We start from the raw sequence: 25,060 nt of genomic DNA, 5'->3' as shown, positions 1-25,060 counted from the left end.
GGCAATGATCCGGGCAGGTGGCGCGCTGGGGGCGCTTTTGATTCTTGGGGCCTGTATGGCGGATGCGCCGCGACCTGACCCTGCGGCAGAGGTTTACGACAGCCTGTGCGCGGCCTGTCACGGGCCGGGCGGGCGTGGTGACGGGGGGCTGGCAGGCGATCTGCCGGTGCGACCTGCGGACCTGACGCAACTGGCCGCGCGCAACGACGGGGTGTTTCCGAGCGATGCCGTGATCGCGCAGGTGCATGGCTATCCGGATCGCTATCACACGGATATCATGCCGCAATTCGGACCGTTGTTCACCGGGGCGCGAGTGACGGTGACCACCGCCGACGGGGCGCGGATGGACACGCCGCGCGCGCTGCTGGATCTGGTACGCTATGTCGAAACGCTGCAACGCTGAGGGAGGGTGAGATGCGAAACCTATTGGCCGGTCTTCTGGCGCTTGTGCCTGCTGTCGCCGCTGCGCAGGACGCGGCCGAGGGCGCGGAACTGTATCTTCAGCGCTGCGCCGCCTGCCATGGCGCCGCGGCGCAGGGCGACGGGCCGATGGCCCCGGTGCTTCTGGTGCAGCCCAAGGATCTGACACGGCTTGCAGCGGACGAAGGCGGGGCATTTCCGATGCTGCGGGTGATCCGCCGGATCGACGGGCGCGATCCGCTGGTCAGCCATGGCAGCGACATGCCGGTCTATGGGCAGCTGTTTCAGGGCGATGACACCGCGCTGGCGCTGCCCTCGGGGCAGATGGTGATGACCGGGCGGGCCATTGCGGATCTGGTGGTCTTCCTTCAGGCTGTCCAGGAATAGGCAGGAGAGCAGGATGAGATACGCAATCGGGGCATGCATTCTGGCGGCGGCGGGGCTGACGGCCTGCGCGGTGACCGATATGCCGGAACCGGATGAGGGCGCGCGGCTGTTCGTGGAAAACTGCGCGCTGTGCCATGGCAATGACGGGCGCGGGACGGGCGAGATTGCGGCAGGGTTGCAGCCGCCCCCGGCGGACCTGACCCGGATAGCCGCACGCAATGGCGGGGCGTTTCCGCGCGCGCAGGTGATGTCGGCGATCGATGGCTACACCCGGATGGAGCCGGGCGAGGAGATGCCGGAATTCGGCCTGCTGCTGCGCGGGCCGACCGTGCCGGTGGAACTGGGCGATGCTGGCGCGATGACCCCGGTGCCGCGCCCGCTGGCGGCGTTGATGGTCTATCTCGAGAGCATCCAGCGCTAGGGGTTCTGACGCCGGATCAAAAGGTTAGCGGCAGATGCCCCTGGTTTCCGCCCCGGCCCAGGGGATGCTGACCTGCGGGCGGCTGATGACCTGTTCGAGCCCCTCGATCGGCATTTCGGCGCTGATCATGGTGCGCATCCGTGCGGTGCGGGGCGCGTCGGGATCAAGCAGGCGGCAACACACGTATTCCTCGACGATGGCACCTTGTTGTTCATAGCCGTAGTCGAGGAACCGGGCGTCGTTTTCCAGATCGAACAGGTAGGGATCGGGGTTGCCCGAATGCTCGTTCACGGCCTTGAGAGGGTGGTACTTCGTGCGGTCGCGGTTTTGCCATTGCCAGATATGCACCATCTCATGCGCCATCAGCATGGCATCCAGCAGGTCGATCTGCTCGGGGAAATTTGCCATGAAATCATCGCGGTAGAGGTCGTCGCGGTAGAACACCCTGTTGAAGATCACCGCCGCGCCGGGCGACACGGTGACCGTTTCGCCGCGCGAGGGGGGAAAGATGCGCTCCATACAGGTCAGGCGCGGACGGACGGGGCGCTGATAGGTGAAGGCCCCGGCGACAAGGCCGCTGTGAAACCGGATGCGTTCGGGGTTGATCTGGTCGCCATAGGCCGCGCGGGTGAAGGCCATTTCGTTGGGCGTCATCGGCCTGCCGCAGGCGGCGATCAGCAGACAGACAAGGAGAAGGGCGGCGCGCATGGCGTGACTAGACCCTGCATCGGCGAGCCGCGCAAGAGGGCAGAACGGGGATGTGATTGCCATGCACGGAGCATGCACATGGCATGCACAGTGGCGGGTGGCGGAAGGTGGGTTGGCACCCACCCTGCATTAACCGTGTGTGAACCATTGTCGGGGATGGTCGGGGCATGTCTAGCTACACACGCCTGCGCATTCCCGGGCGGCGGTACTTCTTTACCGTCTGTCTTGCCGACCGCTCGTCCGACCTGTTGACGGCGCGGATCGATGAACTGCGCGGGGCCTTTGCAACGGTGATGATGCGCCGGCCCTTTGCGATCGAGGCGATCGTGGTGCTGCCGGATCATCTGCACACGGTGATCCGTTTGCCGCCGGGGGACGCGGATTTCTCGACCCGCTGGAAGGAGATAAAATGCGGCTTTACCAAGCGCATCGGCGCGGATGTGTCCCGCAGCCGAAGCCGGGCCAGAAAGGGCGAGGCCGGGATATGGCAACGCCGGTTCTGGGAGCATGCGATACGGGATGAGGATGATTTCGCGCGCCACGTCGCCTATTGCTGGGGCAATCCTGTCAAGCATGGGCATGCGGTGCGCGCTGTGGACTGGCCGTTTTCGTCGATCCATCGCGATATCCGTTTGGGGCGAGTCGATCCGGAATGGCAGGGACCGGTCGCAGCAGGTAGGTTCGGCGAGATGGAGAGCAGGTTGGTGGAGCGATGAAGCGGGTGACAAAGGGGTGGGTTGCCACCCACCCTACGTCGGACGGGTTGCGTTTGTGTAGGGTGGATGGCAACCCACCGATTTTGTCGGTAGGCGAGGGGGCGCGAGGTGGGTTTGCACCCACCCTACGCGAGGCGTGTCGCCTTACACATCCAACTCCTCCACGAACCGTGCATTCTCCTGGATATACTGGAACCGCAGCTCGGGCTTTTTCCCCATCAGCCGCTCCACCAGATCGCCGGTTTCGCCGGGGGTGTCCTCGTCTATGGTGACGCGGATCAGCTTGCGGGTTTTCGGGTCCATCGTGGTTTCCTTCAGGTCCTTGGCGTCCATCTCGCCCAGGCCCTTGAAGCGTTGCACCTCGATCTTGCCCTTGCCGCCCAGGCCCTTTTTCTGCCACGCCTCCTTTTCCGCCTCGTCGGCCACGTACATGCGGCGCGCGCCCTGGGTCAGGCGGAACAGTGGCGGGCAGGCCAGATACAGATGGCCGTGGTCGATCATCGGGCGCATCTGGCTGAAGAAGAAGGTCATCAGCAGGGCCGCGATATGCGCGCCGTCGACGTCGGCGTCGGTCATGATGATGACTTTGTCATAGCGCAGGTCATCAACGTTGAACCGCGTGCCCAGCCCAACCCCCAGCGCCTGCGACAGGTCCGAGATCTCGGCGTTGGTGGTCAGCTTGGAACTGGCCGCGCCCAGCACGTTCAGGATCTTGCCGCGCAGGGGCAGCAGGGCCTGGGTCTTGCGGTCGCGGGCCATCTTGGCCGATCCGCCCGCGCTGTCGCCCTCGACGATGAACAGCTCGGTGCCGTCGCGAGAGGTGGCCGAGCAATCGACCAGCTTGCCGGGCAGGCGCAGCTTCTTGGTGGCGGTCTTGCGCTGGGTCTCTTTCTCTTGCCGGCGGCGCAGGCGTTCCTCGGCCCGCAGCACGAGGAAATCGAGGATCGCGCCGGCCGACTTGGTGTCAGCGGCCAGCCAGTTGTCGAAATGGTCGCGCACGGCCCCTTCGACCAGCCGGGCGGCTTCGGCTGTGGCGAGGCGGTCCTTGGTCTGGCCCACGAATTCGGGTTCGCGGATAAAGCACGACACCAGCGCGCAGCCGCCGGTGATGAGGTCGTCGCGGGTGATCTGGGCGGCCTTGCGGTTGTTCACCAACTCGCCATAGGCGCGGATGCCTTTCAGGATCGCGGCCCAGAACCCGGCCTCGTGCGTGCCGCCCTCGGGGGTGGGGACGGTGTTGCAGTAGGACTGGATGAAGCCGTCGCGCGCGGGCGTCCAGTTGATCGCCCATTCGACCTTGCCCGGCACGCTGAAGCGCGACTGGAAATCGACCGACCCGGCAAAGGGCGCGTCGGCATAGGTGCTGGCGCCGCCCAGGGTTTCGCGCAGGTAATCGGCCAGCCCGCCGGGAAAGTGGAACGTGGCCTCTTGCGGGGTGTCGCCGTCGGGGATGGCGGATTTCCAGCGGATCTCGACCCCCGAGAACAGGTAGGCCTTGGACTGCACCATCTTCATCAGGCGGGCGGGTTTGAAGCGGTGGGTGCCGAAAATCTGCTCGTCGGCATGAAAGGTGACGGTGGTGCCGCGCCGGTTGGGAGCCTGCCCCACCTTTTCGACGGGGCCAAGTGGGATGCCACGAGAAAACCTTTGTTCATACAGCTCGCGGTTGCGCGCGACCTGCACCACCATGGAATCGGACAGCGCGTTGACCACGGAGGCGCCCACGCCGTGCAGACCGCCCGAGGTCTGATAGGCCTTGCCGCCGAACTTGCCGCCCGAATGGAGCGTGCACAGGATCACCTCGAGCGCGGATTTGTCGGGAAACTTGGGGTGTGGGTCGATCGGGATGCCGCGGCCGTTGTCGCGGATGGTGACGGCGTAATCCTCGTGCAGCTCGACCTCGATCCTTGTGGCATGGCCCGCCACGGCCTCGTCCATCGAATTGTCCAGAACTTCGGCCACAAGATGATGCAGGGCACGCTCATCGGTGCCGCCGATATACATGCCGGGGCGTTTGCGGACGGGTTCCAGCCCTTCGAGCACCTCGATCGAGGAGGCATCGTAGTCGGTCGATTCGGAGGGAGACAACAGGTCGTCGGCCATGATTTGCGCTGCTCGCTGTTTGATTGATTGGCGGGCAGTATGGCAGAGCGGGCGGGCCGTTGGAAGTGGGTCAGATGGTGCTTTGCCGAGGGCCTTGGACCGGGACCCGACCGCCTGTGGGTCGCAATTGTCCGCTTATGTGCCGGTGCCGTCAAATGATGAACGCTTTATTAACTTTTTACACCTGAAAGTAGTGATTTGGGCGATATCGCCGCATTTATGCCCCATTTGCCAAAGAACATGCATCCTGTGGTTGGTTTACCAGTGCTCTCTTTGTTCATGCAATCCAGGAGCATCTGATGATAACTTTGATGAAACCGAAAGATACCGAAAGCTGGATCGAAGTTCCCAGCGGTTACAAGTCCGTGCGCAAATGGATGCCGCAGATCGGCGACATCTTTCCGAACTTCAGCCTGCCGTCGAAGGACGGACAGATCAATTTTCACAACTGGGCCGACGGGCGCTGGACGATCCTGTCCAGCCATACGATGCCGTTCACGCCAGTGTGCACCAGCGAGATCCTGTCGCTGGCCCTGATGCAGGATGAGTTTGCCAAGGCCGGTTTCTCGATGCTCTCCCTGACCGTTGGCGGTGTGAACACCGTCTCGCGCTGGGTCGATGACATCGAGAGGCAACTGGATGTGTCCGTCGACTTCCCGATCCTGTGCGACCGGGACGGGACGTTGTCGCGGGACATGGGGCTGATCCATCCCAAGAGCTTCGAGAACATGACGATCCGCAAGAGCTTTGTCATCGATCCCAGCCTGCGCGTGCGGCTGATGTTCGATTTCCCCGGACAGATCGGACGCTCTTTCGAAGAGCTGCTGCGCTGCGGGCAGGCCCTGCGGATGGCGGATGACACGTCGATGGCCGTCCCCGCGGACTGGATGCCGGGTGACCCGCTGCTGGCGATGCCGGAAACCAGCGATTTCGATCTGAACGCGCAATACGGCAGCACCTGGACCAAGCTGTGCGACTACCTGCGGGTGGTGCCGACGGCGCAGAAATAAGAGGGGCGCTGCGGCGCCACTGCATGTCCCAGATTGTTCGACCACGGATTGACCGAGACGACCGCACAGATCAGGTCTGTGCGGTCCGTTCGTTGTGCTGTGCCGATGCGCGGAGCCAGCCGGCCATCTGGGCCGCATCCCTGCGGCGTTGGGCGAGGGCAATGATCATCTGGCCGGTTTCTTCGGTGGGCCAATCAAGGATCACATCGTTCATTTCGAGGCAAAAGTTCATCGCTTCGAAGGCTGTGCGCATGCTGGCGTCATTGAAGAAACGGCCCTGCGATACTGCTTCAGCGTAGGCAGCGGCAAGGTCGAACATGTCTTCGATCATTCCGTAAAGGATTCGGTTTTCGACCCGTGCCAGCGCACCTTCCAGTGATGTGTCCAGCGCGCGTCCCTGCAATTCGCCCGGATTCAGGGCGGCATCATGCAGGGCCTCGACGATTGCGGGCGTCAGGATGACGAAATTCATTTGTCTTTGAGATAATCCAGCACCGGTTGCACGCGCTCGCGTGAGGTTTTGATGTAGTTCTGAACCTCATCCATCGAGGCATAATGCGGCTCACTGTCCAGTGCGGCCTCGGCCGGAACAAGATAGCCCACGCATCTGGAATTCTTCATGATCGCCACCGGCTCGCCGCCCGCGCGGTCGAATACCTTTTGCGGTTCACGCAGTTCGGTCATGGTGCAGATGTTGCGGGTGTGCAGGCGGGTAACCATGGCGGGCCTCGGTGACCAGAGCTGTGTCAATGATTGTGCATCAGAACGTACACTCAAATGCACAACCTTTCAAGTGGCCAGCCAGTCACGGATGACCTGCGCGACCTGCGCAGGCTGCTGGTGGTGCAGCCAGTGATCGGCACCGGGCACGGTGACGCGGGTCAACTCGGCGCAATAGTCCTCCAGCCCTGCCGTCGATTCGGGCAGCAATGCGGTGTCGTTCTGCCCCCAGATCAGCAGATGAGGCATGGGCACGCGCATCCGGTCATGCGGCAGGTCGGGCAGATCGGTGGCCTGTTCCCCCGGTTTGGGCACCACAAGCGGTGAGGCGCGATACCAGTTGACCATGCCGCGCATCCGGCCCGGGCGTGCCCATTCGGTCTGATAGGCGGTCAGCGTGTCGCCGGACAGCCAGGCCATGTCCATATGCGCGGCGAACAGCGCGCGCAGCCTGGCAAAATTGTCGGCGGCCAGCGCATCCTCGGACCCTTGGGCGCGCAGCCAGGGTATGTATTGCGAGGCGGCGGTCTGCGGGCCACCGGCGGCAAGGGCGGTCTGGAACGGCGCGGGGTGCACGCCGTTCATGATGATCAGGCGCTCAACCAGCGCGGGCCGGGAAAACGCCAGGCCATAGGCCACCGCAGCGCCCCAGTCATGGCCCAGCACGGTCACAGGCGTATCCAGCGTGCCCAGCAGCGCCGCCATGTCGCCCACCAGCTTGCCGGTGGCGTAGTCGCGCACATCGGGCGGTGCCCAGCTTTGGCCAAAGCCGCGCTGATCCGGGGCGATCAGGTGATAGCCCGGCAGATGGGCGGCCAGATCGGCCCATGCCCCGCCGTATTCGGGGAACCCGTGCAGGCACAGGATCACGGGTTGGCCGGGCTGGCCCCATTCGTAAAGGTGAAAGCCCTGGCCGTTCAGGTCGATCTGGCGCGTCCGCATCATTCCTCCATCGGCAGGGTTTCAAACCGCAGGCCGGCGGCGGTGCGCGCCGGGAAACCGGCCCAGTAGCTGTGATCGTCCTTGGGGGTGCCATCCTCGTTCAGCGAATGCACGCCATCCTCGGCGTATTCCACCAGATCAAAATACGCGGCCTTGTCGGCATCGGCCTTCAGGTGCACGTCCATGAAGGCGGTGGCGAAATGCTGCGCGATGTTGTTCATCCGCACGTTGTCCCAGACCGCGTCGCCGTAATGCGAGAAGGGGATGAAATCGACATGCGGCGAAGGCTCGTAGCTTTCGGCGGGGGCGGGCATCGGGGCGGCGGCGTTGTGATTGGCCCCGATGAAGGTCAGCAGGTGGCGATCGGTGCCGGTGGCGCCTTCGAAAATCTCGCGCATGGCGGGGTAGATCGAGACATCATCGACCGAACCCGCCATCATCAGCGTCGGCTTGCGCAGGCCCGCAAGCCCGGTTTCGTCCCAAAAACCGGTGTTCCTGCCCCATGGGCCGATGGCGATGATCGCCTTTACCCGCTCATCCACAACCGATTCGTGGCTGTCGGTGCCGGCCATGTTGGCGGCCAGCAGGCCCTCGGGCGTGCCCCAGGTGTAGTCGACAGATTGCTGTGTGACGCCCGCGCCGCCAAGGATCAGCGCGCCGTAGCCCCCCATGGAATAGCCGATCACGCCGGTGGTGTCGGTGTCGGTGATGGCCCCCAGCGGGCCCTCGAGACCTGCCATGAAGTCGATCACGGCCTTCTGGTCCCACGGACGGTTGTACAGCGTCGAGCCAAAGGCCGCCTGATCCGAATAGGTGCTGTCGGTGTGGTCGATCGAGACGGTGACATAGCCCTTGGAGGCCAGGTTCTCGCCCAGGTGCGACATCAGGAACCGGTTCCCGGGGTAGCCGTGGCTGATCACCACCAGCGGGAACGTGCCATCCGCCGGGGCAGCATCGCGCGCGGCGCGGCCCACGAGGGTGGTCGGCGTCGCGCCGTCGCGGATGACCGTTTCATACAAGGCGCCCGGCGTGGTGTCAGCGGCGGCAGGATACCAGATTTCCACCGTCAGGGGGCGGTCATATGTTGGCGTCGCATCCTCGGTCACGTTCAGGATGTCGACGCGGTCGGCAACGGTGAAGCTGCGCTCCTGCACGCCGATCGGGAAATCGCCATAGGCGCTGAGGACGGGCGCATCGGGGCGGATCGTGTCGATGCGGTTTTCGGGGGTGCTCTGGGCCATGGCTGTGCCTGCGGTCAGGGCCAGCGTCAGCGTGGCGGTTTTGAGGTGTGTCATGCGCGGTTCCTTCCTGTTGGTCCTGTGAGCGATGACATAGGGTTGATGACAGGCGTGCAACCTTTTGATGGGTTTCGTTGCGTCATGCGCGGATTGACCCCGATCAAGGCGGGGCCACGCTAGGGCGCGTAGGGTGGCGCGATCAGCATTGGAGTATTGCATGACCGGTGGCTCACCGCCCGACAGCCCGCCCGAAACCCCGTCCGGTGCCAATGGCGCCTTGCCGCCCGGCGGGGCGACCCCGCCAAGGCCCACGCGCCGCAGCGCACCCAGCCCCGAAGAGGTGCGCCGCGCCTTTGAGAGCGGGGACTATCCCTATGACACAAGGCTGTCGCGCCGCAGCTACGAGACAAAGAAGGCGCGGTTGCAGGCCGAACTGCTGAAGGTGCAGTTGTGGGCGCAGCAGACGGGGCAGAAATTCGTGCTGATCTTCGAGGGGCGCGATGCGGCGGGCAAGGGTGGCACGATCAAGCGGTTCACCGAGCATCTGAACCCGCGTACCGCCCGCGTCGTCGCGCTGAACAAGCCCACCGAGGTCGAGCGCGGGCAATGGTATTTCCAACGCTACATCGAGCATCTGCCGACCGCCGGCGAGATCGTCCTGTATGACCGAAGCTGGTACAACCGCGCGGGCGTCGAGCGGGTGATGGGGTTCTGCGAGCCGGGCGAATACCTGGAATTCATGCGCCAGACGCCGGATTTCGAACAGATGCTGGTGCGCTCGGGCATCCGGCTGTACAAGTACTGGTTCTCGGTCTCGCAGGACGAGCAGCGCGCGCGCTTTGTCTCGCGTGAGACGGACCCGTTGAAACAGTGGAAACTGTCGCCCATCGACAAGGCCAGCCTGGACAAGTGGGACGATTACACCGAGGCGAAAGAGGCGATGTTCTTCTACACCGACACCGCCGATGCGCCCTGGACAGTGGTGAAATCCGACGACAAGAAACGCGCGCGGCTCAACTGCATGCTGCATTTCCTGGCGGGGATCGAGTATCCGGGCAAGGACCGCAAACTGGTGCGCCCGTCCGATCCCCTGATCGTGGGGCAGGCGGGGCATGTGATCCACCGCGCCGACCATATCCTTGGCTCGTCGCTGCATCCCGATCAGCGCAGGCCGTGACGGTGGAAAACCCTGTTTCCTCTCTCTGCAAATATCCCGGGGGGAGTCCCCTGCAAGGGGACGGGGGGCAGCGCCCCCCAGGTGGCGCCCCGTGGGGCACCACAGATCGAACATGCCTTAACGGATCGCCACCGGGTTCACCATCATCTGCACCGCGCCCCGGATGCGGGCCGCGCCCAGCACGAACATGAATTCGGTCACGTCATCCTCGACCAGCACGGATGTGTTCATGTTCTCAAGGATGTAGATGCCGTTCTGCGCCAGCAGGATCTGGTGCACCTCGAACACGCCGACGCCCTCCTCGAACGGGACGGCCTCGAGCCCCCAGGTGTCGGCCCCCACGGCGATCACGCCCAGTTCGGCCAGGTATTCCGCCCCGGTCTTGCCCAGCCCGGGTTCGACCGAGCCAAAGCGGACCGGGTCGCCGCCCTCTTCCAGCAGCTTCATCCAGCCGGAATGGAACAGCACCACGTCATTCTCGCGCAGCTCGACCCCCTGCTGGTCGGCGGCGTCGATGATGTCCTCGCGGGTGTAGGCGGTGCCTTCCTCCAGCATGTCGGTGCCATGGAACTCGGCCATGTTCAGCAGCACCCCGCGCGCCACGAGGGGGGGCACCTTTTCCACGCCCAGCCGGGTCAGCCCGCCGGCCTGGGCGAATTCGCTGGCCTTGAACCCGTTGTAATAGGTGTCGCCCTGACCGATATGACCCAGCCCGTCGATCTGGCTGCCGATGCCCAGCCAGCCCATGAAGATGTCGTCATTATAGGTGGTCTGGGTCGGTCCCAGCGATCCGCCGCCGCTCTGGCCCGGTTGCAGGATGGACACGCTCATGGAGCGCGGCGGAAAGGCGGGTGTGTCGCTGCCGATCACGATGCCCAGCGGATAGGTCTTGCCCGTGGTGATCAGCTTGGCCGCTTCCATCACCACCTCGGGCGTCACGCGGTTGGCGGCACCGATTTCATCGTCGGCCCCCCAGGGCGAGTCTGTCCAGGCGTGGTCATGCGCATGGTCATGCTGTTCGGCCAGCGCGGCCCCGGCGGTCAGGGCCGCGGCGGCCAGCCCGGCGATCAGTGCGGATATCCTTGATTTCATTGCTCTACTCTCCCTGGTGCAGCGTGATATGGCGGGCCGATGCGGCCCGCCAATGCGCAACCATAGGTCCGGCCACGCGTCCGTGTCACGCCGCGCCGCGGCGTTCGCATCGCAGGCGGGCGGGCAGAGTTCCGCGCAATTTCTGTCTGCACGCGGATTGTTGCCTTTCGTGTCGGCGCGGCGGGCGCTAAACGCTGGGTATGACCGTGATCTTTCGCCCCATGATGCGTTCTGCGGCCGCGCTTGCCCTGGCGCTGCTGCCGGGCATGGCGCAGGCGCATCCGCATATCTTTGTCGATACCACGCTGCGGCTGGTGACCGATGCCAGCGGACAGATCACCGGCGTCGAGGTGGTCTGGACCTATGACGAGCTGTTCAGCCTGCTGATCCTCGAGGACATGGGGCTGGACACTGATTACGACGGGGTGCTGACGCCGCCTGAACTGGAACAGTTGCAGGGCTTCGACATGAACTGGATCGAGGGCTATCACGGCGATCTGTTCGCCAGCCGCGACGGGGCCGACCTGAGCCTTGGGCCGCCGCAGCCGCGCAGTACGGCGTTCGACGATGGCAAGATCACTTCGGTCCATTTCCGCACCATCGCCGCGCCGGGCGAGAAGGTGACGCTGCGCGCCTATGACCCGACATTCTATACCGCTTATGACCTGACCGGCGGGGTGGCCGCGCCCGAGGGTTGCGAGGTGCGCATCAACCGCCCCGATCTGGATGCGGCCTATGCCGCGGTCGAGGAAGAGCTGAAGGACATGCCGCCCGATCCCGAGGATTATCCGCCGGTGGGCGATCTGTTTGCCGATACGGTGGTCGTGACATGCGGGTGATCGTGGCTCTTGCGCTGGCCGCGATTGCCGCGCTGGCGATCTGGCTTTGGGGCATGGGCGGGGCGGATGACCTGTCGCGCTGGGCCGCCAATGGCCAGCGCGATGTGCAGAACGCCATGGCGGGCCTGTTGCGGCGGCTGCGCGGCGGCGATCCGGCGGCGCTGGGCGGGTTGATGGCGGTGTGTTTCGCCTACGGGTTTTTTCACGCGGCGGGGCCAGGGCATGGCAAGCTGCTGATCGGCGGCTATGGTCTGGGGCGGCGGGTGCCGCTGCTGCGGCTGTCAGGGCTGGCGGTGGCGTCCAGCATCGCGCAGGCGCTGACGGCGATTGCCATGGTTTACACGGGCGTGTTGCTGCTGGATCTGACGCGCACGCAGATGGTGGACACGGCCGAGCGGGTTCTGGCCCCGGCCAGTTTCGCCATGGTTGCGCTGGTGGGGCTTTGGCTGATGCTGCGCGGGGCGCGGCGGTTCCGGGCCGGGCCGGGGGTGGGGCATCACGGGCATGACCATCACCACGATCACGATCACGAGGCCGAGTGCGGCTGCGGCCATGCCCATGGTCCGACGCCTGAACAGGCCGTCGAGGTGCGCTCGCTGCGCGATGCGGCGGTGCTGATCGGGGCGGTGGCGATCCGGCCCTGCACCGGCGCGCTGTTCCTGCTGATCCTGACCTGGCAGATGGAGATCCGCATGGCCGGGATTCTGGGCGCGCTGGTGATGGGGCTGGGCACCGCCAGCGTGACCGTGGCGGTGGCGATCCTGTCGGTGGTGCTGCGCGAGGGCACGCTGATGCAACTGGGCGGCGGCGCGCGGAGCTTGCGCGCGCTGTCGATGATCGAGATCGCGGCGGGCGCTGTCGTGGCGCTGGTGGCGGGGCAACTGGCGCTGTCGACGCTGTAATCCGCGGCCCTGCGTGGGAAAAGAGACTGTCGCGCAGCGGACCCTTTGGTGTAGCATTGCGTGACCGCCCGAGCAGCCAGGACATGAGGACAAGCGCAATGATGGATGACGAGGCCAAGATCGCGGGCCGCATGCACGGCGAGCAGAACGAGCCTGAAAAGCCCGACGGCATGCTGATGCGGCTGGTCTACATGCTGCTGATCGCGGTGATGATTTCAGTGGCGCAGACGGTTCTGGGGGTTGCCACGGTTGTGCAGTTCATCGTTATGCTGGTGAACAGCAATCAGCCGAACGAGCGTCTGGCCGATTTCGGCACCGATCTGGGCGTCTGGATCGCCAAGGCGGCCCGGTTCCAGACCGCCGCCAGCGAGGTCAAACCCTGGCCCTGGAGCGAGCTGGACTGAGCGCCGTCACCGCGCCAGCAGGTCGGACACCGCCTGCCGCAACACCGCCTTGTCCGCCGGGTTCATCACCGGGTTGCCCGCGCGGTGCCCCCAGATCGACTCGATCGGGCGGAATTCGGCGTTGGGCATCATCGCGGTTTCCTGTTCGCTGTCCTCGGGTGTGAAATACAGATCGGTGCGGGATGGCATGATGATCGACCTGGCCGATATCGCCCCCAGCGCCTGCGCCAGATCGCCGTTATGGACAGGGTTGTCGGAAATGTCGGATGCCTCCCACGTGGACAGGCTGGCCAGCAGGTCATGGGCGTCGCGGCGCAGGAAATTGGCCTCCCACGAGCGGACAAGGAAATCCTCGAGCGAGGCAAACCCGACCTGTTCATACAGTTTCTCACGATAGAACGCCTGCGACATGGCCCAGCCGGCATAAACCCGACCCATGGCGCGCAACCCGCGCACGGGGTGGGCGGCAAAGTGATCGCCGCGCCAGTGCGGATCGCCGGTCAGGGTTGCGCGGACGCCTTCAAGGAAAACCCGGTTGTGGATGGAGGTCCGCGCCGATCCGCAGACGGCGCAGATGCGGGCAACCTGATCGGGAAAGACAGCGCCCCAGTGCAGCGCCTGCTGCGCGCCCATCGACCAGCCATAGATCATGGCCAGCCGGTCGATCCCGAACACCTCGGACAGCAGGCGGCGCTGGGCGTGGATGTTGTCCCAATGGGTGAAGGCGGGGTAGCGGTCGGGCCCGAAAGGGGCGTCGAGATTGGACGGTGACGACGACAGCCCGTTGCCGAACATGTTGGGAATGATGATGAACCAGTCCGACGGGTCCAGCACCCGCCCGGGGCCGATCAGCCACTCGGTATCAAAGTGCTGCGCGCCGTAGGAGGTGGGGTAGAGGATGGCGTTCGACTTGTCCTGCGCCAGCTTGCCATAGGTCTTGTAGGCCAGTCTGGCGCGGGGCAGGGTGATCCCCCGTTGAAGGGTGAAATCCGCGATCTCGAAAATCTGGTAATCGGCAGTCATCGGGGAGCCTTTCGCGCCGGGGCGGCGGGGTTTCTGTTTTTGGACGGCAGGTTACGCCTGATCCCTGTAGATCGCGATCTCCCGCGCGATGCCTTCGCCAACCCAGGCGCGGTACATGCCTTCGCAGTTGAATGGTGCGGCGATGCGCCCCTGCGCGTCGATGGCGACAAGCCCGCCCGAGCCGTTCATCGTAAGCAGCTCGACCTGCACGACATGCCCGGCGGCCTGCGCCAGGGTTTCCCCGGCAAGCCGCATCCGGGCGTCGATCTCATGGGCGACCGACAGGCGGATGAAGGCCTCGCCATCGCCGGTGGCCGAAATGGCGCAGGTGCGGTTGTCGGCGAATGTGCCCGCCCCGATCAGGGGGCTGTCGCCGACCCTTCCGGGGCGTTTCGCCGTCATGCCGCCGGTCGAGGTGGCCGCCGCCAGCGCGCCCGTGCGGTCGCGCGCCACTGCCCCGACGGTGCCGTGACGGCGGGAGGGGTCATCGTCAAGCGTGCCCTCGGCTTCCATCCGCAACGTCTCTTGCAGGCTGTCATAGCGTTCCTGGGTAAAGAAATGCTCGGCCGGCGCCTCTTCGATCCCTGCGTCGCGACCGATGCGCAGCGCGCCCTCGCCAATCATCAGCACATGGTCGGTATGTTCCATCACGCATCGGGCCAGCCGCACCGGGTTGCGCGGGCCGAACACCCCGGCCACGCAGCCCGCGCGGCGGTCGCGCCCGTCCATCACGGCGGCGTCCATTTCATGGCTGCCGTCCCGGGTGAACACGGCGCCGCGCCCGGCGTTGAACAGCGGTTCGTCCTCCAGCGCGCAGACGGCCTCGGTGACCGCATCCAGAGCGGAGCCGCCCGAGGCCAGCACCGCCTCACCGGCGCTCAGCGCGCGGTCGAGGGCGGCGCGCACCGCCGCCTCGCGCTCGGGTGTCATCTGGTGCGCGGGCAGAACGCCGGCACCGCCGTGGATCGCGATGGAATAGCCGATGGTGGCCTCCTGAAAACGAGTGTCTGTTTAATCATCATATCGGATTGCAGGCACCGCCCCAAGAGGCATTCCATGACAAGGGAGTGTACATTGCACCGGGCGTTGTTAAAGATTGCCACTAGTTATAGACATCCCGCAAAATTGGGAGACAAGAAGATGAACGTGTCCGTGACCGTGCCTGTGCGAGGGCCGCTTGTCGCCATAGGCGGGGCAGAGGACAAGTCGCAGCCTGCGGCCATCCTGAAACATGTGGTGGAGTTGTCGGGCAAGCGCGCCCCGGTGGTGGGCGTGATCACGACGGCCAGCGCGATCCCCGACGACGTGTTCGGGGCCTACAAGACCGCGTTCGAGACGCTGGGCGCGGCGGAGGTTGCGCATATTCGCGTGCGCGACCGGGGCGATGCCGGTGCCGACGCGTATGTGACGATGATCCGGCAGGCCGACATCATCTTCATCTCGGGCGGCGACCAGATGCGGCTGACCAACATCTTTGGTGGCTCAAAGGCGCTTGGCGCGATCCGCGCGCGCCATGCCGAGGGCGCGGTTGTCGCTGGCACCAGCGCCGGTGCGGCCTGCCAGTCGGCGACCATGGTCTATGGCGGGCCGGCCGATGACAGCCTGCGCAAGGGCGCGGTCAAGATGGCGGCGGGCTTTGGTTTTGTCGATGGTGTGATCATCGACACGCATTTCCTGGAACGCGGCAGATTCTCGCGGCTGATGGAGGTCGGGGCGACCAATCCCGAGTTTCTGGGCGTCGGTCTGGGCGAGGATGCAGCGGTGCATTTTGACGGTGAGGTTATCCGCGCGTTCGGGCCCGGTCATGTCATCCTCGTTGACAGTACGTCCATAACAGGGTCGAATGTATTCGATCTTGACGATGGAGAGGCCGTAACGGTCCACAACGTCACCATGCATGCGCTGGTCGATGGTTATGGATACAACCTGAGAGACCGGCGCGTCCTCGGGCCAGACGAGCTCGAGGCATACCGCCTGGAGCCTAAGGATGCGTATTCTTGAACACCGTGCACTGCGCGGTCCGAATTATTACAGCCGCTATCAAGCGATCTACATGCGGCTGGACATCGAGGAACTGGAACAAAGGCCCAGCGATCAGGTCGAGGGGATGGAAGAGCGCCTGCTGGCGGTGATGCCGTCGCTGTACGAGCATCGCTGCTCGGTCGGTGAGGCTGGCGGCTTTCTGCAACGGGTGCGCGCTGGCACCTATGCCGGTCATCTGGTCGAACATATCGCGATCGAGCTTCAGAACCTTGTCGGCTTTTCCGTGGGATACGGCAAGACCGTCGACAGCTACGAGACCGGCATCTACAACGTGGTCTACCGCTACCGCGACGAGGCGACGGGGATCGCGGCAGGTGTTGCTGCGGTCGAGATTGCGAAAAAGCTGTATGACAGCGAACAGGTCGATCTTCAGCCGTATATCGACAACCTGAAGGAAGTGCGCGATGCCAACGCGCTGGGGCCGTCGACGGGGTCGATCGTTGCCGCCGCGCGTGCGCGCAACATCCCGTCCTACAACCTGACCGAGGGCACCAGCTATACCCAGCTTGGGCATGGGATAAAGCAGCGCCGCTTTCAGGCGACGGTGACGGATGCGTCGGGGATCATCGGCCATTCGATCGCCGACGACAAGGACTGGACCAAGCAGATCCTGGGCGAGGCCGGGGTGCCGGTGCCGCAGGGGCAGACCTGCTATTCCTTCGACGAGGCGCAGCAGGCCGCCGAATGGATCGGCTGGCCGGTCGTGACCAAGCCACTGTCGGGCAATCACGGCCGCGGGGTGACCACCGACATTGCCTCGATGGAAGACCTGAAATCGGGCTATGACGCCGCCGTGGCGCGGCTGCGCGAGGGGGCCGATGGCGTGATCGTCGAAAGCTACATCAAGGGCGAGGATCACCGGATGCTGGTGATCGGCGGCAAGCTGGTCGCCGCGGCGCGGCGCCGCCCCGCGCATGTGACAGGCGACGGGCGCAGCACCATCCAGCAGCTTGTGGACCGCGAAAACCAGGACCCGCGCCGTGGCGTGGGCCATGAAAACCTGCTGACCCAGATCGACATCGATGAACAGACACACCGCATGCTGGAGCAGGCGGGGCTGACCCTCGATACCGTGTTGCCCGAGGGCGAGCTGGCGTTTCTGAAATCCACCGCCAATATCTCGACCGGGGGCACGGCAAGCGACCTGACAGACGAGGTGCACCCCGAGGTGAAGTTCACGATGGAGCGTATCGGGCGGCTTGTGGGGCTGGATGTGATCGGGATCGACCTGCTGGCCGAAACCCTGTCCGAGCCGCTGGAAAACCAGTCTGCCGGGGTGGTCGAGGTCAATGCCGGGCCGGGGTTCCGGATGCACATGTCGCCCACCCATGGCACGCCGCGCCCGGTGGGCGCGCATATCGTGGACATGCTGTTCCCCGATCCGACGGACAATGGCCGCATCCCGATCACCGCGATCACCGGGACCAACGGCAAGACGACCACGACGCGGCTGACGTCGCATATCCTGCGGCAGGCAGGCGTGTCGGTCGGCATGGGCTGCACCGGCACGGTCGAGATCGACAACCACGTGATCCTGCGCGGCGACTACTCCGGCCCTGCCGCGGCGCACGCGGTGCTGCGTGAACCCACGGTCGAGCATGCAGTGCTGGAGGTGGCGCGCGGCGGCATCATGCGGCGCGGGCTTGGCTTTGATGAATGTGATGTTGGCGTGCTGCTGAACATTGCCTCGGATCATCTGGGCGAGCGCGAGATTCACACGCTGGACGAGTTGGCCCGCTGCAAGACGGTGGTGGTTGACGCGGTCAAGAGCGAGGGCGGGTTCTGCGTGCTGAACGCCGACGATCCGCTGGTGATGGATCAGGGCACCTATTGGGCGCGCGGCGAGATCATCTATTTCACGATGGACCCGGAAAACCCTGCGCTCGCCGGGCATCTGGGCAATCTGGGCATGGTCTTTACCGTCAAGAACGGCAAGATCGTCATGCTGCGCGGCAAGGTCACGGTCGAGATCTGCGCCGTCAACGATGTGCCGATCGCGTTCGAGGGGCACGCGCCCTTCAACGTGCAGAACGCGATGGCGGCGGCGGCGGCGGCCACCGCGCACGGGGTCGAGATCGACGACATCCGCGCGGGGCTGCTGACCTTTCATCCAACGCCCGCACAGATGCCCGGGCGCACCAATTATTTCGAGGCCGATGGCTTGAAATGCCTGATCGACTATGGCCACAACGTGCCCGCGTTGCAGGCGCTGCGGCCGCTGGTGAACGGACTGGCCACCCAGCGCAAGATCGGCGTGGCCACGGCCCCCGGAAACCGGCGCGACGAAGATCTTGCCGCACTGGGGGCGGAACTGGCGGGCCTGTGCGATCTGCTGTTCGTGTACGAGACCGACGCGCGTGGCCGGGCCACGGGCGAGACCGCCAAGCTGATCCATGACGGGGCCGAGGCGGCGGGCACCGCGTGCCGGGTCGAGACGATCCATGACGAGCATGCCGCAACCGAACGGGCGATCGAAGCGGCCCAGAAGGGTGATTTCCTGCTGCTGCTGGTCGATGACATCGAAGGCACCACCGAAAGGCTCAAGGGGCGCAGCTTTCCGCATCAGGCGGAACTGGCGCAGGCCTGACGTCGGGTGCCAAATCGCCCAGGTCCGCGAGACAAGGCCTGACCAACCACAACGCCGGCGCACAGACGCCGGATCGTCCCGGCACAGCCGGAGGGAGTGGACATGACCAAGAACGTATTTGTCGTCGGCTTGAACGACCTGAACGCAGAACGACTGAAACGGTTGCGGGGGGTGGAGGATGTTGTCTTTCATCCCTTGCTTACGCCCGCGCAGGTCTATGAGACGCAGGAATTCGACATCCCCGCCATGCTGGCCGAGGCCGAGGCGACGCTGGATGCCTTTGACGGGTCGATCGACGCGATCGTGGGCTATATCGACTTTCCCGTCTCGACCATGCTGCCGCTGCTTTGCGCGAAATACGGCACCCGCAACGCCTCGCTGGAAAGCCTGCTGAAATGCGAGCACAAGTTCTGGTCGCGCAGCGTGATGGCCGAGGTGATCCCGGATCACACGCCCAATTTCACCGCCTTCGACCCGTTCGACGATGACGCCCTCTCGCGGATCGGCGAGGCCGGGCTGCGGTTTCCGTTCTTCGTCAAGCCGATCAAGTCGTCGGGATCGCGGCTGGGCTTCCGCATCGACAGCCCCGAGGATTTCGACTACGCCACCGAAAAGCTGCGCGCCGAGATCGGCTCGATTTCCGAGCCGTTCAATGCCGTGCTGGATCAGGCCGATCTGCCCCAGGATATCCGCAAGGTCGAAGGGCATTACTGCATGGCCGAGCGGGTGATTGGCGGGCGGCAATGCACGGTCGAAGGGTACGTGCATGACGGCGAGGTGACGCTCTATGGCACGGTGGATTCGATCCGATATCCGCAGGTTCTGAGCTTTTTCTACTATCTCTACCCGTCGATGCTGCCCCGCCGGGTGCAGGACGAGATGTGGGAGATTTCGCGCACGATCATGACGCACATCGGCTATGACAATGCCGGGTTCAACATCGAGTATTTCTGGGACGAGGTGGAAAACCGGATCTGGCTGCTTGAGATCAACACCCGCATCGCGCAGTCGCATTGCGACCTGTTCGAAATGGTCGATGGTGTCAGCCACCAGCAGGTGACGGTCGATCTGGGTCTGGGGCGCAAGCCCGACATGCCGCACCGCGAAGGGTCGCAGAAGGTCGCGGCGGAATTCTTCTACCGGGTGTTCTTTGAGGATGCCACCGTGGGTCGCGCGCCGTCGCGCGCCGAGGTCGAGGTGGCCGCCGAGCAGGTCGAGGGCACGCGCATCGTGTCGAACGTCACCAGAGGCATGAAGCTGTCGGACCTGCCCGAGCAGGACGCCTACAGCTATGCCGTGGCATCGGTGTGGATGGGCGCGCGCACGCCGTCCAAGCTGCTGTGGAATTACGAGCAGGTGATGAAGCGGTTGAATTACGAATTCACCGACATCCTGGACTGACGCGGGTGGCGTTCGGGGCGCGGGCGGGATACGCCCCTTGCGACCCCCCACAGCAGACCGAGGCCCGCCCATGAAGATCGACACCGACCTGCCGCGCAAGATCCGGGAGCTTGAGCATGTCGAGATCCCGATGCCCGACGGCACCAAACTGGCGGCCCGGATCTGGATGCCCGAAGGGGCCGGGGCCGCGCCGGTGCCCGCGATCCTTGAATACATCCCCTATCGCAAGAACGACAAGACGCTGGAGCGCGACGCCGCGCGCGCGCCCTGGCTGGCGGCACGCGATTACGCCTATGTGCGCGTCGATCTGCGCGGGACGGGTGAATCCGAAGGGCTGATGCAGGACGAATACACCGCGCTGGAACTGGCCGATGGCTGCGACGTGATTGCCTGGATCGCGGCGCAGGACTGGTGCGACGGCGGTGTGGGCATCGTCGGCATTTCCTGGGGCGGATTCAACGGGCTGCAACTGGCCGCGCTGCGCCCACCCGCGCTGAAGGCGGTGGTGACGATCTGTTCGACCGATGACCGCTATGCCGATGACATCCATTACATGGGCGGCGTGCCGCTGTGCGATCAACTGTCCTGGGCGTCGGTGATGTTCGGCATCAACACGCTGCCGCCGGACCCCAAGCATGTGGGCGCGCGGTGGCGCGAGATGTGGCACAAGCGGCTGGACGAGTCGGGCCTGTGGCTGGAAACCTGGCTGGGGCATCAGACGCGCGACGATTTCTGGAAACACGGCTCGGTCTGTGAAAACTGGGACGACATTCAGGTGCCGGTCTATGCCGTTTCGGGCTGGGCCGATGGCTATTGCAATGCGGTGTTCCGGCTGGTCGAGAACCTGCGCAGCCCGGCCAAGGGCATCGTCGGGCCGTGGTCGCACAAATATCCCCATCAGGGCAAACCCGGCCCGGCCATCGACTGGCTGACCGAGGAGACGCGCTGGTGGGATCACTGGATGAAGGGCCGCGACACCGGCATCATGGACGAACCGTCGCTGCGCCTGTTCCTGCAGGACCATGCCGAACCGCGCAGCCATTACGAGACGCGCGAGGGGCATTGGATTGGCGAGCCGGCATGGCCGTCACCCGACGTTGCCCGCAGGCCTTTCGCGCTTGGGGCGGACGGATCGCTTGGCGGGGACGGGGGCGGCGATGCCGTGTCGGTCTGCTCGCCGCTCTGGGTGGGTTTCAATGGCGGCAAATGGTGCTCCTATGCGCACCCCGGCGATCAGCCGGTCGATCAGCGCCGCGACGATGCAGGCAGTCTGGTGTTTCAGACCGCGCCGCTGGAGGCCGATCTGCATCTTGTCGGCGACGCGCGGCTGCGGCTGCGCTGCCGTGTTGACCGCCTGCTGGCGCAGATTGCCGCGCGTCTGGTCGATATCGCGCCGGACGGGGCGGCCACGCGGGTCAGCTATGGCCTGCTGAACCTGTGCCACCGGGACGGGCACGAGACCCCGGCGGCGGTTGTGCCGGGGCAGGACATGACGGTCGAGCTGTCGTTCAAGCACGTCGCCCAGACCCTGCGCGCGGGGCACCGGCTGCGGCTGTCGCTGTCGACCAGCTATTTCCCGATCGCATGGCCCGCGCCGGAGCCCGTGACGCTGACGGTGCTGCCCGGCGAGTCCGAACTGTTCCTGCCGCTACGCGATGGCGACGGCCCGCGCCTGCCTGATTTCGCACCCCCGCGCGCCGGTGCGCCGTTGGAGTTGTCCGTTCATACGCCGCCCCGGTCGGAATGGTGCGTGACCGAGGATCACGACACCGGCCGCATCACGGTCGAGGTGCGCGATCACGAGGGCGCGGCCACCATCGTGCCGCAGCAGTTCTTTCACTCGGCCGAGGGACGCGAGCGGTATTCCATCCTGCCATCGGACCCGGCATCGGCCGAGGGCGAGGTGACATGGGTGCATGAGATGTCGCGCGACGGCTGGTCCGTGCGCACGGAAACCCACACCAGAATGACCTGCGACAGCGACGCGTATTACATCGTGGCAACGTTGCGGGCGTGGGAGGGCGACACGCTGGCGCGAGAGCATGACTGGTCGGTGTCGGTCCCCAGAAACCACTCGTGAGCGCCACCATGCGTCAGCATCTTGAGGAAGGGCTTGGAGGCAGTACCGGACCGCTACCATGTTTCTGAGCCACTGAAGCTTTGAACAATCGAGTGCGATGTTGAGTTGTGTGTCGCACTTTGTGCCGCCTATCCTTTGGTTCAGGTTGGTTCAGCAACCCGACCCGACCGAAAAACCCGATGGCCACCGACAGCTACACCACGTCTTGGGATGTCACCTCTCATCTTCGCGCGGGCGCGCCTCCTTGGGCGCGTCGGGCCATCATCGCCTCGGCCTCAAATGTCACCAGAACTATCCCTTTCGCCAGATCCGGCTTTGAATCGGGTCATTCCTGGCGCATTGGAGAAGACTGCTCGACAACCCAGTCCAGGAACAATTGACACCCGTGGCTGACAGGACCCTCCGGGTGGGTGACATAGATTGCCTGATCGGTGTGTTTTTCGAGAGGCAATGACCGCACCAGACGCCCGTCTTGCAAATATGGTGCGGCGAAAACCGCTGACACCAGCGCATGTCCCATACCATATGCTGCTAGTTCAAGGGCGGCTATGCTCTGGTCCACGCTGAGCGCCGGGGGTTGCGCAGGGGGAAGGAGGTTCTCCTGACGGAAAAATTGATGCCAGTTGTCGGCCACACCGATAATTTCGATCAAGGGTGAGTCTCGCAATGCATCAAGCGTGCCGCCCGCAAGGAGTAGGTCCGGGTGACAGACCGGGACTACGGGATGACGACACAAAAGCGTTGCTCGCTGCCCTGGCCAGTCCCCGTTTCCGAAACGAATCTCGATATCAAGCTGGTTTGATTGGATCGCGCTCGACCAGGTGCCCATGTGCAGCTGCATGTTGACCTCTGGATAGCGTGTTCGGAAATCCGGCAACCGCTTCAGCAGCCAGACCTGCGCAAATGTCGGCAGACAGCGGATCCTCACCGGGCGGGTGTCTCTGGTGCCGAACACGTCTCGCGTTCCCAGCCGCAGGGTTTCGAAGGCCTTGATGACCCAGGGCAGATACAGCTCCCCCATCGCGGTCAGCTCCATGGGCCGTTTCTCGCGGGAAAACAACCTGTAGCCCAGATGTTCTTCGAGCGACCGCACCTGATGACTGACAGCCGCAGGCGTTAGTCCAAGTTCATCAGCGGCACTGGAAAAGTTACCGTTTCGAGAGGCCGCCTCAAAAGCGCGCAGCCAAGGCAAGGGAGGTATGTCGCTCATGGGGAGCGTCTATATTGCAAATTTTTCCACATCTACAACAAAAAAATATTTGTTTATAGAATGCCAGCTCATCGTGCCACAACCACCGTGAGAGGCGGCAGGGCACTGAATGGAAGAGTTCGATTACATCATCGTGGGGGCGGGTTCTGCAGGCTGTGTGCTGGCTGAGCGACTGAGCGTGTCCGGGCGCCATAAGGTGCTCGTGCTGGAGGCTGGCGGGCGCGGTTGGTCACCGTGGATTACCCTGCCTCTCGGGTATGGCAAAACCTTCTTCGACTCCAAGGTAAACTGGAAATACCAGACGGAGCCGGAGGACGCGCTGGCCGGGCGCAGTGGCTACTGGCCGCGCGGCAAGGTCGTGGGAGGCTCGGGGGCCATCAACGCGCTGGTCTACGCGCGCGGGTTGCCGCAGGATTTCGATGACTGGGCCGCGGCCGGGGCGGCTGGCTGGGACTGGGAAACCGCGCGCCGGACCTATGAGGCAATGGAAACCCGGCTTGGCACCGGCGGCGAGCGCCAAGGCCGCGGGCCGCTGCATGTGCAGGATGTTTCGGACCAGATTCACCCTGTCAACCGGCATTTCTTTGCCGCCGCAGAAGAACTGGGACTGCCGCGCACCGAAGATATCAACGGCAATGCTTGCGAGGGCGCAGGGGTATACCTGATCAACACCAGCAGTGGTCGCCGTATGCATTCGGCGCGCGCGTTTCTTGAACCCGCCCTGAAGCGGCCGAATGTCACCCTGATGACCAGCGCTGTTGCAGAGCGGATCGTCTTTGAGGGCCGACGGGCTGTGGCGGTCCAAGTGGTTCGGGGCGGGCGCAGGCTGACCCTTCGTGCGGGCCGCGAAGTCATCCTTTCGGCGGGAGCGGTGACTTCACCGCGGCTGCTGCAGCTGTCGGGCATCGGCCCTGCGGAGTTGATGAAATCGCAGGGCATCGCGCCGCTGCTGGATGCGCCGCATGTCGGCGGCAACCTGCAGGACCATCTGGGGATAAACTATTTCTTCAGGGCGACGGAACCGACGCTGAACAACATGCTTCGTCCGTTCGCTGGCAAGCTGCGGGCGGTGTTGCAATATGCGCTGACCCGGCGCGGGCCGCTGGCGCTGTCGGTGAACCAGTGCGGGGGCTATTTCCGCTCGTCGCCGGAGCTGGCGGGGCCGGATCAGCAGTTGTATTTCAACCCGGTCACCTTCACGACAACGCCGAATGGCAAGCGCACGGTGGTTCAGCCGGATCCGTTCGCGGCCTTCATCATCGGCTTTCAGCCCGCCCGGCCTTCCAGCCGCGGCCGCATTGACATCAGCTCGGCGGATCCGCTGGCCCCGCCGCGGATCCGGCCCAATTCTCTGGCGAGCGAAGGGGACAGGGCGCAGGTGGTGGCAGGCGGCCGCCTGTGCCAGCGGATAATGAACACCAAGGCGCTGAACAGGCTGGTGGAAACAGCGATGGGCCCGGATCTGCGGGTCATGGACGACGATCAGATCCTGGCCGATTTCCGCGAACGCTGCGGTACGGTCTTCCACCCGGTCGGAACCTGCCGAATGGGGCCAGACGCGCAGGCCTCAGTGGTGTCAATCTGCATTCAAAACTGACCCATCGTGATCATTTAAAAATGACCCACCCGGGGGGTAG

General features: G+C 64.6%; 23 protein-coding genes and 1 pseudogene. 14 read left to right on the top strand and 10 right to left on the bottom strand.

Features of this window, described 5'->3' with window-relative positions; all coding sequences use genetic code 11:
- The first annotated feature begins 4 nt into the window (after window positions 1–4).
- The 3 genes from ACFTOW_RS07100 to ACFTOW_RS07090 are packed head-to-tail and all read left to right on the top strand — an operon-like array spanning window position 5 to window position 1,228.
- Entirely contained in the window at window positions 5–403 is a 399-nt protein-coding gene (locus ACFTOW_RS07100) for a c-type cytochrome (protein ID WP_379914366.1), read from the top strand.
- A gap of 11 nt (window positions 404–414) precedes the next feature.
- Entirely contained in the window at window positions 415–807 is a 393-nt protein-coding gene (locus ACFTOW_RS07095) for a c-type cytochrome (protein ID WP_379914365.1), read from the top strand.
- 13 nt (window positions 808–820) lie between these two features.
- Entirely contained in the window at window positions 821–1,228 is a 408-nt protein-coding gene (locus tag ACFTOW_RS07090) for a c-type cytochrome (RefSeq protein ID WP_379914364.1), read from the top strand.
- Between the two features lie 24 nt (window positions 1,229–1,252).
- Here the strand turns inward: ACFTOW_RS07090 and ACFTOW_RS07085 are convergent, their stop codons facing one another.
- Complete coding sequence (locus ACFTOW_RS07085; protein WP_379914363.1) at window positions 1,253–1,936, bottom strand: hypothetical protein; 684 nt, start codon at window positions 1,934–1,936, stop codon at window positions 1,253–1,255.
- A gap of 167 nt (window positions 1,937–2,103) precedes the next feature.
- Between ACFTOW_RS07085 and ACFTOW_RS07080 the strand changes: the two genes are divergently transcribed.
- On the top strand, window positions 2,104–2,652 hold the full coding sequence (locus tag ACFTOW_RS07080) for an REP-associated tyrosine transposase (RefSeq protein WP_379914362.1): 549 nt from the start codon (window positions 2,104–2,106) through the stop codon (window positions 2,650–2,652).
- Window positions 2,653–2,796: 144 nt separating this feature from the next.
- On the opposite strand, the gene parE is transcribed toward ACFTOW_RS07080, so the two are convergent.
- Window positions 2,797–4,755: a DNA topoisomerase IV subunit B gene (gene parE, locus ACFTOW_RS07075; RefSeq protein WP_379914361.1), complete on the bottom strand. Its 1,959-nt coding sequence runs from the start codon at window positions 4,753–4,755 to the stop codon at window positions 2,797–2,799.
- A 311-nt stretch (window positions 4,756–5,066) separates the two neighbouring features.
- On the opposite strand from parE, the gene ACFTOW_RS07070 reads away from it, so the two are divergent.
- Window positions 5,067–5,765, top strand: a complete 699-nt coding sequence (locus ACFTOW_RS07070; protein ID WP_379914360.1) for a redoxin domain-containing protein — start codon at window positions 5,067–5,069, stop codon at window positions 5,763–5,765.
- A gap of 70 nt (window positions 5,766–5,835) precedes the next feature.
- Here ACFTOW_RS07070 and ACFTOW_RS07065 read toward each other — a convergent pair whose 3' ends face one another.
- The 4 genes from ACFTOW_RS07065 to ACFTOW_RS07050 form a co-directional block, all read right to left on the bottom strand.
- Window positions 5,836–6,237, bottom strand: a complete 402-nt coding sequence (locus tag ACFTOW_RS07065) for a type II toxin-antitoxin system death-on-curing family toxin (protein WP_379914359.1) — start codon at window positions 6,235–6,237, stop codon at window positions 5,836–5,838.
- Entirely contained in the window at window positions 6,234–6,485 is a 252-nt protein-coding gene (locus tag ACFTOW_RS07060) for a hypothetical protein (protein ID WP_379914358.1), read from the bottom strand. The genes ACFTOW_RS07065 and ACFTOW_RS07060 overlap by 4 nt, the downstream gene beginning before the upstream one ends.
- A 69-nt stretch (window positions 6,486–6,554) precedes the next feature.
- A complete protein-coding gene (locus tag ACFTOW_RS07055) occupies window positions 6,555–7,427 on the bottom strand; it encodes an alpha/beta fold hydrolase (RefSeq protein WP_379914357.1) in 873 nt (290 codons plus the stop codon).
- Window positions 7,427–8,722, bottom strand: a complete 1,296-nt coding sequence (locus ACFTOW_RS07050; protein WP_379914356.1) for an alpha/beta hydrolase family protein — start codon at window positions 8,720–8,722, stop codon at window positions 7,427–7,429. Before ACFTOW_RS07050 ends, ACFTOW_RS07055 begins: the two co-directional genes overlap by 1 nt.
- A gap of 160 nt (window positions 8,723–8,882) precedes the next feature.
- Between ACFTOW_RS07050 and ppk2 the strand changes: the two genes are divergently transcribed.
- Window positions 8,883–9,842 carry a polyphosphate kinase 2 gene (gene ppk2, locus ACFTOW_RS07045; RefSeq protein ID WP_379914355.1) on the top strand — a complete coding sequence of 320 codons (960 nt, stop codon included), beginning with the start codon at window positions 8,883–8,885 and terminating at the stop codon, window positions 9,840–9,842.
- A 117-nt stretch (window positions 9,843–9,959) separates the two neighbouring features.
- On the opposite strand, the gene ACFTOW_RS07040 is transcribed toward ppk2, so the two are convergent.
- Window positions 9,960–10,934 carry a cyclase family protein gene (locus tag ACFTOW_RS07040; RefSeq protein ID WP_379914354.1) on the bottom strand — a complete coding sequence of 325 codons (975 nt, stop codon included), beginning with the start codon at window positions 10,932–10,934 and terminating at the stop codon, window positions 9,960–9,962.
- Window positions 10,935–11,155: 221 nt separating this feature from the next.
- On the opposite strand from ACFTOW_RS07040, the gene ACFTOW_RS07035 reads away from it, so the two are divergent.
- The 3 genes from ACFTOW_RS07035 (at window position 11,156) to ACFTOW_RS07025 (ending at window position 13,079) form a co-directional block, all read left to right on the top strand.
- Complete coding sequence (locus tag ACFTOW_RS07035; RefSeq protein WP_379914353.1) at window positions 11,156–11,773, top strand: DUF1007 family protein; 618 nt, start codon at window positions 11,156–11,158, stop codon at window positions 11,771–11,773.
- Window positions 11,764–12,675, top strand: coding sequence for a nickel/cobalt transporter (locus tag ACFTOW_RS07030; RefSeq protein WP_379914352.1), 912 nt, complete (start codon window positions 11,764–11,766; stop codon window positions 12,673–12,675). Before ACFTOW_RS07035 ends, ACFTOW_RS07030 begins: the two co-directional genes overlap by 10 nt.
- A 98-nt stretch (window positions 12,676–12,773) precedes the next feature.
- Complete coding sequence (locus ACFTOW_RS07025; RefSeq protein ID WP_379914377.1) at window positions 12,774–13,079, top strand: DUF4389 domain-containing protein; 306 nt, start codon at window positions 12,774–12,776, stop codon at window positions 13,077–13,079.
- A 6-nt stretch (window positions 13,080–13,085) separates the two neighbouring features.
- Here ACFTOW_RS07025 and ACFTOW_RS07020 read toward each other — a convergent pair whose 3' ends face one another.
- A complete protein-coding gene (locus ACFTOW_RS07020; RefSeq protein WP_379914351.1) occupies window positions 13,086–14,102 on the bottom strand; it encodes an alpha/beta fold hydrolase in 1,017 nt (338 codons plus the stop codon).
- A gap of 51 nt (window positions 14,103–14,153) precedes the next feature.
- A complete protein-coding gene (locus ACFTOW_RS07015; protein WP_379914376.1) occupies window positions 14,154–15,068 on the bottom strand; it encodes an isoaspartyl peptidase/L-asparaginase family protein in 915 nt (304 codons plus the stop codon).
- Between the two features lie 174 nt (window positions 15,069–15,242).
- Here ACFTOW_RS07015 and ACFTOW_RS07010 point away from each other — a divergent pair, with 174 nt between their 5' ends.
- The 4 genes from ACFTOW_RS07010 (at window position 15,243) to ACFTOW_RS06995 (ending at window position 22,213) form a co-directional block, all read left to right on the top strand.
- The gene (locus ACFTOW_RS07010; RefSeq protein ID WP_379914350.1) at window positions 15,243–16,103 is read left to right on the top strand and encodes a cyanophycinase; all 861 of its coding nucleotides are present in this window, start codon (window positions 15,243–15,245) and stop codon (window positions 16,101–16,103) included.
- A complete protein-coding gene (gene cphA, locus ACFTOW_RS07005; protein ID WP_379914349.1) occupies window positions 16,090–18,732 on the top strand; it encodes a cyanophycin synthetase in 2,643 nt (880 codons plus the stop codon). The genes ACFTOW_RS07010 and cphA overlap by 14 nt, the downstream gene beginning before the upstream one ends.
- Before the next feature lie 102 nt (window positions 18,733–18,834).
- The gene (locus tag ACFTOW_RS07000) at window positions 18,835–20,133 is read left to right on the top strand and encodes an ATP-grasp domain-containing protein (protein ID WP_379914348.1); all 1,299 of its coding nucleotides are present in this window, start codon (window positions 18,835–18,837) and stop codon (window positions 20,131–20,133) included.
- Between the two features lie 70 nt (window positions 20,134–20,203).
- Window positions 20,204–22,213 (top strand): CocE/NonD family hydrolase, encoded by a 2,010-nt coding sequence (locus ACFTOW_RS06995; RefSeq protein WP_379914347.1) that lies wholly within the window; start codon window positions 20,204–20,206, stop codon window positions 22,211–22,213.
- A 325-nt stretch (window positions 22,214–22,538) separates the two neighbouring features.
- Here ACFTOW_RS06995 and ACFTOW_RS06990 read toward each other — a convergent pair whose 3' ends face one another.
- A complete protein-coding gene (locus ACFTOW_RS06990; RefSeq protein WP_379914346.1) occupies window positions 22,539–23,423 on the bottom strand; it encodes a LysR substrate-binding domain-containing protein in 885 nt (294 codons plus the stop codon).
- Between the two features lie 109 nt (window positions 23,424–23,532).
- On the opposite strand from ACFTOW_RS06990, the pseudogene ACFTOW_RS06985 reads away from it, so the two are divergent.
- Window positions 23,533–24,999: pseudogene (locus tag ACFTOW_RS06985) on the top strand (GMC family oxidoreductase); the annotation flags it as partial.
- Window positions 25,000–25,060 lie beyond the last annotated feature (61 nt).

Origin of the sequence: Lacimonas salitolerans, from assembly GCF_042677865.1 — a bacterium.
In the GTDB taxonomy this organism is placed as follows: domain Bacteria; phylum Pseudomonadota; class Alphaproteobacteria; order Rhodobacterales; family Rhodobacteraceae; genus Lutimaribacter; species Lutimaribacter salitolerans.
Note: the sequence above shows the minus strand (reverse complement) of the source record. Positions and strands in the feature narration are given on the sequence as shown.

Bases quoted from the DNA above. Each gene is read 5' to 3' on its own strand.
- ACFTOW_RS07025 (WP_379914377.1), top strand. From the start codon at position 12,774: ATGATGGATGACGAGGCCAAGATCGCGGGCCGCATGCACGGCGAGCAG.
- ACFTOW_RS07020 (WP_379914351.1), bottom strand. From the start codon at position 14,102: ATGACTGCCGATTACCAGATTTTCGAGATCGCGGATTTCACCCTTCAA.
- cphA (WP_379914349.1), top strand. From the start codon at position 16,090: ATGCGTATTCTTGAACACCGTGCACTGCGCGGTCCGAATTATTACAGC.
- ACFTOW_RS07035 (WP_379914353.1), top strand. From the start codon at position 11,156: ATGATGCGTTCTGCGGCCGCGCTTGCCCTGGCGCTGCTGCCGGGCATG.
- ACFTOW_RS07010 (WP_379914350.1), top strand. From the start codon at position 15,243: ATGAACGTGTCCGTGACCGTGCCTGTGCGAGGGCCGCTTGTCGCCATA.
- ACFTOW_RS06995 (WP_379914347.1), top strand. From the start codon at position 20,204: ATGAAGATCGACACCGACCTGCCGCGCAAGATCCGGGAGCTTGAGCAT.
- ppk2 (WP_379914355.1), top strand. From the start codon at position 8,883: ATGACCGGTGGCTCACCGCCCGACAGCCCGCCCGAAACCCCGTCCGGT.
- ACFTOW_RS07080 (WP_379914362.1), top strand. From the start codon at position 2,104: ATGTCTAGCTACACACGCCTGCGCATTCCCGGGCGGCGGTACTTCTTT.
- ACFTOW_RS07085 (WP_379914363.1), bottom strand. From the start codon at position 1,936: ATGCGCGCCGCCCTTCTCCTTGTCTGTCTGCTGATCGCCGCCTGCGGC.
- ACFTOW_RS07055 (WP_379914357.1), bottom strand. From the start codon at position 7,427: ATGCGGACGCGCCAGATCGACCTGAACGGCCAGGGCTTTCACCTTTAC.
- ACFTOW_RS07070 (WP_379914360.1), top strand. From the start codon at position 5,067: ATGAAACCGAAAGATACCGAAAGCTGGATCGAAGTTCCCAGCGGTTAC.
- ACFTOW_RS07050 (WP_379914356.1), bottom strand. From the start codon at position 8,722: ATGACACACCTCAAAACCGCCACGCTGACGCTGGCCCTGACCGCAGGC.
- ACFTOW_RS07030 (WP_379914352.1), top strand. From the start codon at position 11,764: ATGCGGGTGATCGTGGCTCTTGCGCTGGCCGCGATTGCCGCGCTGGCG.
- ACFTOW_RS07090 (WP_379914364.1), top strand. From the start codon at position 821: ATGAGATACGCAATCGGGGCATGCATTCTGGCGGCGGCGGGGCTGACG.
- ACFTOW_RS07065 (WP_379914359.1), bottom strand. From the start codon at position 6,237: ATGAATTTCGTCATCCTGACGCCCGCAATCGTCGAGGCCCTGCATGAT.
- parE (WP_379914361.1), bottom strand. From the start codon at position 4,755: ATGGCCGACGACCTGTTGTCTCCCTCCGAATCGACCGACTACGATGCC.
- ACFTOW_RS07100 (WP_379914366.1), top strand. From the start codon at position 5: ATGATCCGGGCAGGTGGCGCGCTGGGGGCGCTTTTGATTCTTGGGGCC.
- ACFTOW_RS07095 (WP_379914365.1), top strand. From the start codon at position 415: ATGCGAAACCTATTGGCCGGTCTTCTGGCGCTTGTGCCTGCTGTCGCC.
- ACFTOW_RS07000 (WP_379914348.1), top strand. From the start codon at position 18,835: ATGACCAAGAACGTATTTGTCGTCGGCTTGAACGACCTGAACGCAGAA.
- ACFTOW_RS07060 (WP_379914358.1), bottom strand. From the start codon at position 6,485: ATGGTTACCCGCCTGCACACCCGCAACATCTGCACCATGACCGAACTG.
- ACFTOW_RS06990 (WP_379914346.1), bottom strand. From the start codon at position 23,423: ATGAGCGACATACCTCCCTTGCCTTGGCTGCGCGCTTTTGAGGCGGCC.
- ACFTOW_RS07040 (WP_379914354.1), bottom strand. From the start codon at position 10,934: ATGAAATCAAGGATATCCGCACTGATCGCCGGGCTGGCCGCCGCGGCC.